Origin of the sequence: Myxococcus stipitatus DSM 14675 (assembly GCF_000331735.1) — a bacterium.
GTDB lineage: Bacteria > Myxococcota > Myxococcia > Myxococcales > Myxococcaceae > Myxococcus > Myxococcus stipitatus.
The window spans coordinates 7,721,598-7,735,536 of record NC_020126.1 but is presented as its reverse complement, the minus strand read 5'-3'; the positions used below and the strand labels follow the sequence as shown (position 1 = coordinate 7,735,536).

The 13,939-nt window shown below is 69.4% G+C and carries 8 protein-coding genes; all 8 read left to right on the top strand.

Annotated features, from left to right (window positions below; all coding sequences use genetic code 11):
- The first annotated feature begins 2 nt into the window (after positions 1-2).
- Genes vgrG through MYSTI_RS29720 form a run of 8 tightly spaced genes read left to right on the top strand, consistent with a single transcriptional unit; the run spans position 3 to position 13,937 of the window.
- Positions 3-1,745, top strand: a complete 1,743-nt coding sequence (vgrG, locus tag MYSTI_RS29755; protein WP_015351522.1) for a type VI secretion system tip protein VgrG — start codon at positions 3-5, stop codon at positions 1,743-1,745.
- Positions 1,746-1,754: 9 nt separating this feature from the next.
- Entirely contained in the window at positions 1,755-2,033 is a 279-nt protein-coding gene (locus MYSTI_RS29750) for a PAAR domain-containing contractile injection system baseplate protein (RefSeq protein WP_015351521.1), read from the top strand.
- Between the two features lie 17 nt (positions 2,034-2,050).
- Positions 2,051-2,506: a gp25 family contractile injection system sheath assembly initiator gene (locus MYSTI_RS29745; RefSeq protein ID WP_015351520.1), complete on the top strand. Its 456-nt coding sequence runs from the start codon at positions 2,051-2,053 to the stop codon at positions 2,504-2,506.
- Positions 2,507-2,527: 21 nt separating this feature from the next.
- A complete protein-coding gene (locus tag MYSTI_RS29740) occupies positions 2,528-5,593 on the top strand; it encodes a baseplate J/gp47 family protein (protein WP_015351519.1) in 3,066 nt (1,021 codons plus the stop codon).
- Between the two features lie 10 nt (positions 5,594-5,603).
- Positions 5,604-8,180: a contractile injection system baseplate wedge protein gene (locus tag MYSTI_RS29735; RefSeq protein ID WP_015351518.1), complete on the top strand. Its 2,577-nt coding sequence runs from the start codon at positions 5,604-5,606 to the stop codon at positions 8,178-8,180.
- A gap of 36 nt (positions 8,181-8,216) precedes the next feature.
- The gene (locus tag MYSTI_RS29730) at positions 8,217-10,931 is read left to right on the top strand and encodes a hypothetical protein (protein WP_015351517.1); all 2,715 of its coding nucleotides are present in this window, start codon (positions 8,217-8,219) and stop codon (positions 10,929-10,931) included.
- A 4-nt stretch (positions 10,932-10,935) separates the two neighbouring features.
- The gene (locus MYSTI_RS29725; RefSeq protein WP_015351516.1) at positions 10,936-12,600 is read left to right on the top strand and encodes a contractile injection system tape measure protein; all 1,665 of its coding nucleotides are present in this window, start codon (positions 10,936-10,938) and stop codon (positions 12,598-12,600) included.
- A complete protein-coding gene (locus MYSTI_RS29720) occupies positions 12,585-13,937 on the top strand; it encodes an ATP-binding protein (RefSeq protein WP_015351515.1) in 1,353 nt (450 codons plus the stop codon). Before MYSTI_RS29725 ends, MYSTI_RS29720 begins: the two co-directional genes overlap by 16 nt.
- The last annotated feature ends 2 nt before the right edge of the window (positions 13,938-13,939 follow it).

The following is a 13,939-nucleotide window of genomic DNA, read 5'->3' as shown; positions in this document are numbered from 1 at the left end:
CCATGCCCGAAGAGCGCTCACTTCCCATTCCGGCCGGGCACCGCGAGTTCACCGTGAAGGTGAACGGAGAGGTCGCCCCCCGCGAGCACCAGCTGCTCTCGGTCAGCATCACCCGCCAGGTCAACCGCCTGCCGTCCGCGCGCCTGTCGTACCTGGATGGCTCGGCGGCCTCCAGCGACTTCCCGGTGAGCAACGGCGACCTCTTCGTGCCGGGCAGCGAGATTGAAGTCCTGGCGGGCACGGGCGACGACCTCGTCTCCCTGTTCAAGGGCGTGGTCGTCCGCCAGGCGCTGAAGGTCCGCGAGCGCAGCGCGCCGCAGCTCCAGGTGGACTGCCGCCACAAGGCGCAGAAGCTCACCGTGGGGCGCAAGAGCGCCTACTACTTCGACCAGCCGGACAGCGACGTCCTCTCCTCGCTGCTGAGCCGCGCGGGCGTGGCCGCGGACGTGGAGGACACGTCCGTCACGCACAAGCAGCTGGTGCAGTTCAACGCCACCGACTGGGACTTCCTGCTCGCCCGGGCGGAGGCCAACGGGAAGCTGGTGCTCACCGACGGCGACCGGGTGGTGGTGAAGGCGCCGGACTTCGGCGGCTCCCCCGCGTGCACGCTGCACTTCGGCGCCACCATCCTGGAGCTGGACGCGGAGATGGATGCGCGGCACCAGCTCGCCGCCGTGAAGAGCCTGACGTGGGACCCCGCGCAGCAGGCCGTGGTGGAGAAGGAGGCCGAGGACCCCGGCGTCAGCGGCCCCGGCAACCTCTCCAGCGAGGACCTGGCCGCGGTGGTGGGCCTGGAGAGCTACCCGCTGCGCCACGCGGCGCTGGCCGAGGAGGAGGCGCAGGCATGGGCCAACGCGCAGTGGCTCAAGTCGAGGATGTGCAAGGTGAGCGGCCGCGCGAAGTGCGAGGGCGTGGGCACCGTCGAGCCGGGCAAGCTCGTCACCTTGAGCGGGGTGGGGCGGCGCTACAGCGGGGACGTCTTCGTCACGGGCGTGCGGCACGACTTCGACACCGTCCAGGGCTGGAAGACCCATGTGCAGTTCGGGAGCACGGACCGGTGGGCGGCGGATGAGCAGGCCATGTCCTCACCCAAGGCCGGCGCGCTCGTGCCCGGCGTCAGCGGGCTCCAGGTGGGCACCGTGGTGAGCAACGAGGACGAGGACGGCGAGCACCGCGTGCGCGTGCGCCTGCCCATGGTGAACAACGAGGAGGAGGGCATCTGGGCGCGAGTGGCCAGCCCCGACGCGGGCGAGGAGCGCGGCTTCTTCTTCCGGCCCGAGGTGGGGGACGAGGTGGTGGTGGGCTTCCTGGAGGACGACCCGAGGAGCGCCATCATCCTGGGCATGCTGCACAGCAGCGCGAAGGCGGCGCCGCTCCAGGGCTCGGATGACAACCACGAGAAGGTCTACCAGAGCCGCTCGAAGATGCGCATCTACCTGGACGACGAGAAGAAGGTCCTCCAGCTGGAGACGCCCGCGGGCAACAAAATCACGCTGAGCGAGGAGGACAAGACGCTCAAGCTCGAGGACCAGAACGGCAACACGCTCGAGATGACCGCGGACGGCATCAAGCTGGAGAGCGTCAAGTCGCTCGAGCTGAAGGCGGGCACGGAGCTGAAGCTGGAGTCCGGCACCGCGCTCAACGCCAAGGGCGGCACGGAGCTGAAGCTGGAGGGGACCTCCGCCGCGGAGGTCTCCAGCTCGGCCATCACCAAAATCAAGGGCGGCATCGTCCAGCTCAACTGAGGAGTCACCATGCCCGCCGCGGTCAAGGTTGGAGACACGAGCAATCACGGAGGCACCATCACCGGGCCCGGCGCGAGCACCGTGCTCGTCAAGGGTGTGCCGGGCGCGGTGGCGGGGGACCTCCACGTCTGCTCCTTGCCGCCCAACGGGCACCAGCCCACCGCGAGTCCCTTTCCCTCGGGCAGCGCCACGGTGTTCTTCGCCGGGCGGCCCGCGCTGCGCATCACCGACGCGTGCGCCTGTGGCGCCATGGCGGCGGTGGGCGAACCCACGGTCATCATCAACTGACGGAAGCGACGGCACCCATGGCCTCGGACGTTCCTGGTGGCACCTATACCTCCTTCCTCGGCACGGGCTGGAGCTTCCCGCCCCGCTTCGACAAGGAGAGCGGCGAGGTCCGGATGCACTCCGACGAGGAGGACATCGAAGCGAGCCTGCGCATCCTCTTCGGCACCACGGAGGGCGAGCGCTTCCTCCAGCCCCGGTACGGGCTGGACATGCACGAGCTGCTCTTCGAGCCGATGAGCACCACCCTGCGCACGTTCCTCAAGGACCGCGTGCGCACGGCCATCCTCATCCACGAGCCGCGCATCCAGTTGCTCTCGCTGGACGTGTCCAGCCCCGACCCCAACGAGGGCACGCTCCAGATTGCCCTCGAGTACGAGGTCCGCGCGACGAACTCGCGCTTCAACCTCGTCTTCCCTTTCTACCGGACCGACAGCAACGAGGTCCGGGGCGCCACTGGCGCTTCCCGCCGCTGACCCCTGCCCGCGCGAACCGCCATGTCAGACCAGGACATCATCCAGAACCACATCTCCGAGCTCGGGCAGAGTCAGGACGAGCGCCTGCCTCGCGAGCTGGGAGCGCACCACGCGGACGTGGACGAGCGCACGCCCGAACAGCTGATGATGTTCGCCCGGCGGTTCTCCCGGTTCGTCAACTACTACCGGGGCAACACCGCGGCGGCATCCGGCAACTGGGAGTCGTTCTTCCCCGCGGACGAGGACCAGGCCGCGCGCCTGCTGTCGTCGGAGGACGGAGCCGCGCCCGCGCACCTGGCCCTGTGGGCCTCGTTCCTCGAGCTGTACGAGCTGCCGCGCGAGGCCCTCAATGGCCTCACCGGGCTCCACATGGACTTCTTCTACCGGAGCGTCCTGCGCTTCGAGAAGCAGGGCGCCCTCCCGGACCGCGCGCATGTCCTGCTGGAGCTGAAGAAGAACACCGCGCCGACGCGAGTCGGACCGGAGCACCGCTTCCTGGGGGGGAAGGACGCCTCGGGCACGGAGCTCGTCTACGCCCCCGTCCGGGACACCGTGGTGGGCCGAGGGAAGGTGACCTCGCTGCGCTCCGTCTTCGTCGACTCCGCGGGGCAGGGCACCGTCCGCTTCGCGCCCATCGCGAACTCGCTGGATGGCTTGGGCGCGGAGCTGCAAGGTGACGAGCCGAAGTGGCCGGGCTTCGGAGCCCAGACGCTGCCCGCCGCGGAGCTGGGCTTCGCGCTGGCCTCGCCCGTCCTGCGGATGGCGGAGGGGCGCCGCAAGGTGTCGCTGCGGCTGAAGCTGGGCGGACTGCCGCAGGGCAGGATGAGCTCCGCGCTGGCGACCTCGGGTCTCCACGCCTACGTCACCGGACTGAAGAGCTGGGTGGGGCCGCTGCCGCTCACCGCGAGCCTCGCGTCGGACACGCTCCAGCTCGACTTCGAGGTGCCCGCGAGCGAGCAGTCCATCGTCGACTACGACGAGAAGGTCCACGGCTACGCGTACACGGCCACGGCGCCCATCGTGCAGGTCTTCCTCAAGGCCGGGGCCGCGCTGGGCTACGAGGACGTGAAGGACCTGGACGTGAAGGACGCGCGCGTCTCGGTGGAGGTGTCGGGCATCACGTCCTTGCAACTGGAGAGCGACGCGGGCCGGCTGGACCCGAAGAAGGCCTTCCTCCCCTTCGGCTCCCAGCCCGCGGTGGGCTCGCGCTTGATGGTGGGCTGCCCCGAGGCGCTGACGAAGAAGCTCTCGGAGGTGAAGCTGGAGCTCCAGTGGCAGGGGCTGCCGGGCAACTTCACCCAGCACTACTCGAACTACGGCCTGGCGGGCATCGACAACGACTCCTTCACCGTGTCCAGCTCGTTCCAGGACGCGGGGACGTGGGCGCAGCGCGGCCAGGGCCATGAGCTCTTCACGCCGCTGGGCACCACCGGCGCGCGGGAGCTGACCTTCACGCCGGGCAGCACGTCCCACTCGCGTCCGCTCTCGAGCGGCTACAAGGTCTACGCGCTCCAGGCCGCGGGCAACCTCTGGGCGCGGCGGGCCGCGCAGTCCTACGTGCGCAGGAGCCCGGTGTTCCGCTCCTTCCTCACCGCGATTCCCGACGCGCGCCCCGGCTTCATCACGCTCGCGCTGGAGCACGACTTCAAGCACGCCCGCTATCGGACGAAGTCCATCGAGCTCGCGCTGAAGTACAGCAAGAGCGGGACGGGGGACCCCGTCGTCCTGAGCGAGCCGTACACGCCGGTGCTCCAGGGCATCTCGCTCTCCTACAAGGCCCACTCCGACACGGTGTCCATCCAGTCGCGGGAGCTGGAGGACTTCTCCAACCCGGACGTGCACTTCTTCCTCATCGGCGCCTTCGGGCAGATGCGCGAGCACGGCTACCAGCGCCAGCAGTTCGGCTTCGTCCCGGACAAGTCGGTGCCGCTGTTCCCGCGCTACCTCGACGAGGGCGAGCTGCTCGTGGGCTTGAGCGGCCTGCAGGCCAACGACAGCGTCAGCCTGCTGTTCCAGGTGGCCGAAGGCAGCGCCGACCCGGAGCTGGCGCGGCAGCCCCTGCGCTGGTCCGTCCTCTGCGACAACTACTGGAAGGCGATGGGGCAGGGCGAGGTGGTGCTCGACACGACGAACCACCTGCTGACCAGCGGCACGGTGACGTTCGTGATTCCCCGCGAGGCGACGGTGCACAACACCGTGCTCCCGGGGGGACTCGTCTGGCTCAAGGCCGCGGTGACGCGGGACACGGGCGCCGTCTCACAGCTCGTCCGCGTGGCGGCCAACGCCGTGGAGGTGCGGCTCCAGGCGGAAGGGGCGCATCCCTCGCATCTGCTGGCGCCGCTGCCCGAGGGGAAGATCGGCAAGCTCAAGACGCCCATCGCCACCGTCCGGAGCGTCACCCAGCCCTTCGCGTCCTTCGGCGGGCGGCCCGAGGAGTCCGATGAAGCGCTCCGCACCCGGGCCGCGGAGCGGCTGCGCCACCGAGGCCGGTGCCTCACCGCCTGGGACTACGAGCGCCTGGTGCTGGGCCACTTCCCCGGCGTGTACCACGCCAAGTGCATCCCCCACGCGAAGGACGGCTCCTGGCTCGCGCCGGGCCACGCGCTGGTGGTCGTCATCCCGGACCTGCGCAACAAGAACGCCAGGGACCCGCTGGAGCCCAAGGTGGACGCGGACACGCTCAGCCGCATCGACACGTTCCTGCGAGAGCACACCGGCATGCAGGTCCAGGCGCGAGCGAAGAATCCGCGCTACCAGCGTATTCAGCTCGACTTCAAGGTGAAGCTCCACCCGGGCTTCGAGTTCAACTTCTACAGCAAGCTCTTGGAGCAGGAGCTCATCCAATTCCTGTCGCCCTGGGCCTTCTCCGCGGACCGGCGTCTCACGTTCGGCGGACATGTCTACAAGTCCGTGCTGCTCGATTTCGTCGAGGAGCGCGAGTACGTCGACTTCGTCACTGACTTCAAGATGTACAGCCACACGGGTGGCGGCAGCGGCTCCCAGGACGTCCAGGAGGCTCATCCCCAGACGCCGGATGCGCTGCTGGTCTCCGCACCCATGCACCTCATCAAGGACGCGGAGGCGTGAAGGTCCGGCCATGCTCTCACTGACCATCTCCCGAAATGAAACCCTCGAGCCCCGGCTCGACCAGGAGCAGCTCTTCGCGCTCGGGTTGGAGCACGTGCGCCGGCTGGCCCACCGCGTCTGGACGGACCACAACACGCATGACCCGGGCGTCACCACGCTGGAGCTCCTGTCCTACGCGCTGACGGACCTGTCCTACCGGACGTCATTCCCCCTGGAGGACCTGCTCGCCACCGAGAGCAACAACGCGGCGAACATGAAGGCGCAGTTCTTCACCGCGCGGCAGGTGCTGCCCATGCGCCCGCTGACGGTGCTGGACTACCGCAAGCTGCTCATCGACCTGCCCGGGGTGAAGAACGCGTGGCTGCTGCCGGAGGTCATCCGGTACTTCCTGGCTCCCAGCACGGCCCAGCTCTACTGGGAGGCGCCCGACCTTCCCGGCGTGCGCGAGGTCCATGTGCGCGGCGTCCACCGCGTGCTCGTCGACTTCATGGACGGCGTGACGGCGGAGCAGCGCGCCGGGGTCCTCCAGTCCGTCACCACGCGCCTGGAGGCGAACCGCAACCTGGGCGAGCGCTTCAGCGGCGTCGACGTCGTCACGCCCGAGGAGTTCGTCCTCTGCGGTGAGCTGGAGCTGAACCCCGACGCGGACTCGGCCCGGGTGAAGGCGGAGATTCTCTTCCGGGTGCAGCAGTACCTGTCGCCGCCGGTGCCCAGCTACAGCCTGAGCGAGATGCTGGAGCGGCGCCGGGCGGACGGCAGCCGCTACACCGTGCAGGACCTCTTCGAGGGGCCCGCGCTGCAGTGCGGCTTCATCGACGACGAGGAGCTGGAGCGCGCCGAGCTGCGCACGGAGCTGCGCCTGTCGGACATCATCAGCATCCTCATGGACATCGAGGGCGTGCGCGCGGTGCGCGACGTGCTCATCAACCCCAAGGGCGCGACGAAGGCCCAGGCCGACAAGTGGCGCGTGCCCGTGAAGAGTGGCAGGCGGGCCACGCTGGACCGGCAGCTCTCCCGGCTGGTGCTCTACAAGCGCAACATGCCGGTGGTGCCGACGGCCGCGCAGGTGGACGCGCACTACGGCGACCTCGCGGAGGCGGCCCGCGCGAAGCTGGAGACGGTGGAGGAGTACGACCTGCCCATCCCCCTGGGCCGGGCCCGGAAGCCGGAGCGCTACCACTCGTTCCAGAACCACTTCCCCGCGCTGTATGGCCTGGGGCCCCAGGGATTGCCCAGCGGCGCCAACGACGCGCGTCGGGCGCAGGCCTGGCAGCTCAAGGCCTACCTGCTGTTCTTCGACCAGGTGATGGCCAACTACTGCGCCCAGCTGGCGCGGGTGCGGGAGTTGTTCTCCACCGACCCCGCCGTGCACCGGACGTACTTCTACCAGGCCGTCACCTCGTTCACGGACTCCGCCCGCATCTACGGCACCAGCGACGTGGCGCGCACGCTGGAGGACGAGGTCGAGGACGCCTCGGTGCTGGCCGACCGCCGCAACCGGTTCCTGGAGCACCTGCTCGCCCGCTTCGCCGAGCGGTTCCACGAGTACGCGTCCCTCATGTACTCGCGCTTCGGCGCGAGCCCTCGCAGCCTGGTGCGGGCGCAGTGCGAGTTCCTGCGCCACCAGCCCGCCATCGGCGCGGAGCGGGGCCTGGCCTACAACGCCAGCCTCCAGGGGGCGGCGGACCTCTGGGACTCGGAGAACATCTCGGGCCTGGAGCGCCGGGTGGCCCACCTCCTGGGCCTCACCCAGACGCGCCGCAGGGACCTCGCCGCGCCGCCCGAGGACAGCTTCCTGGAGGTCACCACCAGCCCGGAGGCGGAGTCGCACTTCCTGGTGCGTCACCGGGAGACGGAAGAGGCCCTCTTCCAGAGCGTGAGCCCCTTCGCCTCGGAGGCGCTCGCGCGCGCGGCCATGCACCTGGCCCTCCGCTTCGCGCAGCTGCCCTCCGGCTACCAGCGCGTGAGCCCGGAGGCGGACCGGTTCAGCTTCAACATCGTCGACGACACGGGCGCGGTGCTCGCGCGGCACGACGCGTCCTTCGACAGCGAGGACGCGCGGGAGACCGCCATCGATGACCTGATGGTGTACCTGGGGACGCACTACGCGGAGGAGGGCATGTATCTCCTCGAGAACATCCTCCTCCTGGCGGAGACGGAGACGGACCCGTTCCCTCCCGTGTGCGTGGACCCCCACTGCACCGACTGCGCGGACGACGACCCGTTCTCCTTCCGCGTGCAGTTCATCCTCCCCGCGTACGCGGGCCGCTTCCGCGACATGGACTTCCGTCGCTTCGCCGAGGAGGTCATCCGGCAGGAGACGCCCGCGCACCTGCTGCCGAAGGTCTGCTGGGTCAGCCGTGAAGACATGGCGCGGGTGGAGCAGGCCTACAAGCCCTGGCTGGAGCTGAGGGCGGGGGGCTCCAAGGACGGGCGCACGGAGAAGCTCCAGGCGCTCATCGACGCGCTGTACCAGGTGAAGAACGTCTACCCCGTGGCGCGGCTGGCGGAGTGTGACAGCGGGGAAGCACATCCCAAGTTCATCGTCGGGCGCGGGGCGCTCGGCAGCGGCAACACCGCGGAGTGAGAGCGGGACCGAGAAGGCTCGTCGGGAGCAAGCGATATGGCGCAAGCACTCATCAACTTGAGCAGCATTTCCTCCGGCTACACCGTTTTCGAGAAGGACCAGGTCCTGACCGAGAAGCAGCTCAACAGCGTCTCCAGTTATCTGGACGACCAGGAGCGGCTGACACGGGTGAGCCTTTCGGGCGTGGGCATCTCCTGCGGTCTGCAGGTGTCCCTCGCCGCCAACCGCGTGACGGTGTCGCGAGGCGTGGGGGTGACGACCGACGGCGACCTCGCCCGGCTGTCCGCCCACGCCGTGTTCGACCGCTTCAAGGAATATGACGTGGCGGCGCCGGACTACACGCCCTTCGGTGTCGGACCGGCGCGCATCGCGCTGTTCGAGCTGGTCCGGGAGGGCGCGCAGGCCCCGGGCAATGTCTTTCCCCTGAGCGAGTTCGCCTCCCGCACCCAGCGGACGCTGGGCACGATGGTGGCCGCGTTGCTGGTGGAGAGCTACGAGGCGGACGAGGACATCTGCTCCGGCACCGACTGCGACAACCTGGGCAAGACGGTGGTGAACACGCCCAAGGTGCTGCTCCTCGACCGGGCGAACGTCTCACGCCTCAAGGAGACCTTCACCACGCCGGACCGCGCGGCCCGTGCGCTGACGCCCGTGGTCGCGGACCGGCCGTCCATCACCGCCGCCGCGTCGCTGAACGACCTGGCCGGGGTGTACCGGGCGGCCTGCAACAGCATCCACACGAAGCTGCTGGGCGCGCTGCCTCGCGTCTACGCGAACTGCGCGGGCTTCCTCGCGGACCTGTTCCCCCTGGGCGACCCGACCTCCCTCTGGCTCGAGCGGCTGGCCTCGCTCCAGGTGTCCTTCGCGAGCACGGGCACGGGCATCCAGTACTACTACGGCTTCCTCAAGGACGTGGTGGAGACCCACGAGGCGTTCCGCGAGCAGCTCTTCGGCGAGACGACGGTGTGCAGCCCCGACGTGAGTGCCTTCCCCAAGCACCTGCTGCTCGGGGGCGTGGCGGCGAGCGCGCCGGAGGACCGCACGGGCTACTACCCGGCGCCCGCGGCCAGCGCGACGACGGAGCAGCTGCGCCACGCGCGCTTCCTGGCGCAGAAGCTCCACGCGCTCATCACCACCTTCGTGCTGCCCACGGGCACGTTGCCGGTGCGAGTCACCCCCAGCCTCTTCGAGGACCAGAGCCTGGAGGAGCGCGCCATCCCCTACTACTACGACGCGAACATCCACCGGACCTGGAGCTACGCGCGCAGCAAGCGGGGCGCGGAGGCGACGAACTACTCCTACAACGCGGCCCAGTACAACGCGCAGGGCGCGGCGGCCAGCCCGCTCACCGCGCAGCTGGGGCGCTTCCCGTTCTTCCGCATCGAAGGACACCTGGGCGGCAACGTGGAGACGGTGACGGCGGCGCTCCAGACGGAGATTCGCAACCGCAACCTGCCCTTCATCGTGCGCTCCATCATGTTGGGCACGGACCGGACGCGGCTGCCGCGCAAGCGCCGGCGCTACACGGACATGCACCGGCTCCACCACATGGTGCGCCAGGAGCTGTCGCATCAGATGGATGACGTCCTCTCGTTCAGCACCACCTTCAAGAACCAGGTGTTCGCCGCGGTGGACCTGGGGCAGGTCCGCGACATCCCCGAGGACGGGCAGGGCACGCCGGCGCGCACGGTGAAGGAGACGGCGACGCAGAAGAACACCGCCGTCCAGACCAAGGCCACGGGCGCCAGGTCGCAGCTGGTGAAGCAGTACGGGGACTACCAGACGAACAAGGCGGTGCTGAAGGCCGACATGCGCGACGCGATGCAGGCGGCCGGCGAGTTCAAGTACGAGCTGGGCAACGCGGTGAAGACCGAGTTCGTCACGCCCTTCGATGCGTACATCGGCAACCCGCACCATTGGTGGCTCGACTGGCTGGACGAGGAGATCTCCGTCTGGGAGGGCGGCGAGGACGACAAGCTGCTCTTCAACAAGTTCCTCACGGAGAACCCGGGTGCCGAGCACTTCGCCGGCGTGGCGCGAGGCGGGACGTTCGTCCTCGTCTACGACCTCACGAACACCGTGGTCGCGGACTTCATGCTCTCCTACCACTGCCCCGAGCCCGTCGAGCAGGTGGTGGACGAGAAGCCGCTGCCGCGTCCGGACGTCAAGCCCGGCTGGATTGTCACCAACGGCATCAAGGTCCTGCCCCCCGTCCAGAAGTACGTGCGGGAGCGGCTGGACATCTTCCGCCAGGAGGCCGTCGACCCGAGGATCATGGAGGTCATCAAGCCGACGGAGGACTACTTCCGCGGCATCAAGGAGTCCTTCGAAATCATCGTGAAGAGCCCCTCCCTGAAGGAGGCGCCCTCCCGGGTTCCGACGAACTACCTGGACATGAACCTGCGCGAGCTGGAGATGACGAGCCAGCGCGTGGACTTCGTGCGCAACCAGATGCTGGAGCCGGGCATCACCGAGGCGGTGAAGACGCGCCTGCGCGCGGACCTCACCCTGGCGCAGCAGGAGTTGGCGGCGGCCATCTCCACCACCGCGCGGACCGTCTCGACGTCGGGGCAGGACGTCGCCGTCGGCAGCGCGGAGTACAAGGCGCTGACCGAGGCGGGCCAGCAGATGATGAAGCTCGACTCCTCTCGACTGAGGACCGCGAAGAACGGGCTCCAGAAGGTGAGCACGTCGGGCAAGCCCATGCTGGCGTCGGTCATCACGAACATGATGACGATGAAGGGCGTCTAGTCCCATGGCGCCGCTCCCCCACAGGATTCGCCGGCAACGCTGGCGAGTCCAGACGCGGACCTCGGAGGAGGCCTTCGCCGCGCGCCAGCAGGTGCGCGACGAGATGGAGGGCGTGCTGCTGCCCGCCTTCGAGCGCGCCTTCGACGAGGTCGCGCCGGGGGACGCCGTCGTCCATCTGCCCAGGCTGGAGCTTCACCTGCGCATCGCTGGCACGGAGGGGCTCGCGGAGCGGTTGCCCGAGCTGCTCTACCAGCAGGTGCGGGAGCAGCTGAGCCAGGCGGTCCGCCGCGGGGCCGTAGGCGCGGTGGGAGGACAGGCGGAGGCGCACGGGAGCGTCGCGAGAGGCGAAGGAGATACGACGGGAGTCCCAGGCCCGCGCGACGTCGCGGCGGGTCGGGGACTCGAGCAGGTGAGGCAGGCCGGCGTGGGACGAGGCGCGGTCGAGGGTGTCTCCGCCGAGCGCGCGGAGCCCTTGAGCACGCTGGGCCCGGCGGGGCTCGGGCAGCTCCGGAGTCACTACCTGGAGACCGGCTCGCTGCCCTGGGCCCTGGCGGGACTGGAGCGGGAGCAGGTCCTCGAGACGCTGCGGTTGGAGGCGCCCGAGGCGCTCGAACATCTGAGGATGCGTCCTGGCTCACGGACAGGGCTCGACGCTGGTGGGGTGGCCTTCTCCTTCCGCCTGCTCCAGTTGCTCCCCATCGTGCAGTGGGCTGTCATCGCCACGGGGTTGGCGAAGGGCGACTGGGGTGCGGAGGTGGCCCGGGCCATCGTGGCGCTGAGTGGCGAGGTCACGCCGGCGCTCTCCCGAGACGCACGGCTGCTGCTCGCCTCGGTGCTCCTGTCCGCGAGCCGCACCGGGCCCGAGGTGGCTTCCGCCGAAGAGCTGGTGGCGCACCTCGTGCGCGCGGTGGGAGACAGCGGCGGCCGGACCGCGGAGGCGCTGACGTCGAGGCTTCCAGAGGTCGTGGGCTCGCTGTTCCGGCGCTGGCTGGCGCTGACGGAAGCGCCGCCTCGGGGCGAGGTCGGGCCGCGGGTCCTGCCTCCTCGCGAGGCCCTCTCCGGCGAGCGCTCCGAGCCGTCTCCCGACAGGGCTCACGAGCAGGAGGCGCCGCGTGTCGCGGCCCGTCCCTCGGGGCCAGGCGCGGAGGCGGAGCCCTTCCTCCTGCCGGTGAGCCACGCGGGGCTGCTGCTCCTGCACCCGTACCTGTCTCGCTTCTTCGAGAGCACCGGCGTCAAGGAAGCGAAGCGGCCGGAGCTCCCCGCCGACACGCTGCCTCGCGCCGCGGCGCTGCTCCACCTGCTGGCGGTGGGTGAGGGAGAGGTCCACGAGTTCGAGCTGGACTTCATCAAGCTGCTGCTCGGCCTGAAGCCCGATGCGCACCTTCCGGTCTCCAGCGGGCTGCTCCAGCCCTCGGACCATGAAGAGGCGGACGCGCTGCTCCAGGCCGTCGTCGAACACTGGAAGGCGCTGAAGAACACCTCGGTGCAGGGACTGCGCGGTTCGTTCCTGCGACGCCGGGGCTTCGTGCGTGAACAAGAACACGGCCTGCTGCTCCGCGTGGAGTCACAGGCCTTCGATGTCCTGCTGGGGGCCATTCCGTGGGGAATCGGCACGGTGAAGCTGCCATGGATGAGACAACCAATCTTCACGGAATGGCCGACGCACTGACGGACAACGCGAAGGACCTCGAGCGCGAGTTCGAGTGGTTCGCGCGGTTCCTCGATGCCCGGCTCAAGTCCTACTTCGGTCCAGGGGCGGAGCCTCACCCGGAGCCCAGGGACCTGCCGCCTCCGTCGCTCGACGGGAGCCGCTCGCCGTATGCCTCGTTCATCCAGCAGCACCAGGTGCCGCCGCCGCAGCGGCTCATCCTCCTGCTCGCGCTGCTGCCCCATGTCCGGCCGCAGCTGCTCGACGTGCTGTGGACGCGCAACGAGGCCACCCAGCGCGGCTTCACGGAGTTCGGCGGCGCGCACGGCGCCAACCACGGTGGGTTCCTCCCCACGGGAGAGACGGCGGCCTTCCTGCTGTCGGGCGACGACCTGACCGCGCGCTTCGAGGCGACGCGCCTGTTCGAGGGCGACCACTTCCTCGCGCGCCACAACGTGCTGCACCTGTCCCCCGTGGCCGCGGGTGAGTCCCAGCTCGGCGGCGTGCTGACGCTCTCGCGCGAGTACCTGCACCGCTTCACCACGGGCCTGGAGCGCAAGCCCACCTTCAACAGCGACTTCCCGGCGCGGCTCATCCAGACGGAGCTCGACTGGAAGGACCTGGTCCTTCCGCAGAGCACCCTGGAGCAACTGGAAGAGGTGAAGAGCTGGGTGCTGCATGGCCGCGAGCTGCTGCACGACTGGGGCATGGGGCACAAGCTGCGTCCGGGCTTCACCAGCCTCTTCTACGGCCCTCCGGGGACGGGGAAGACGCTGTCCGCGTGCCTGCTGGGGAAGCACTGCGGCTGTGACGTCTACAAGGTCGACCTGAGCATGGTCGTCTCGAAGTACATCGGCGAGACGGAGAAGAACCTCGGGCGGGTGTTCGACCTGGCCGAGCACAAGCGGTGGATTCTCTTCTTCGACGAGGCCGACGCGCTCTTCGGCAAGCGGACCCGCGTGGACGACTCGCACGACCGCTACGCCAACCAGGAGATCAGCTTCCTGCTCCAGCGCATCGAGGAGTTCGACGGTGTCGTCATCCTCGCCTCGAACTTCAAGGCCAACATCGACGACGCCTTCGTGCGCCGCTTCCATTCGGTGGTGCAGTTCCCCGTGCCCCGGCCGGGAGAGCGCCTGCGCCTGTGGAAGGAGGCCTTCCCCGCGAAGGCGAAGCTGGAGGCGCGCATCGACCTGGCCCGCCTCGCGGAGCGGTTCGACGTCGCGGGCGGCACCATCATGAACGTCGTCCGCTACTCCTCGCTCAAGGCGCTGGGCCGGGGCGGCAACACCCTCCTGCTCGAGGACGTGGAGGAGGGGCTGCGCCGCGAGCTCTTGAAGGAAGGGCGGTCGCTCTAGGC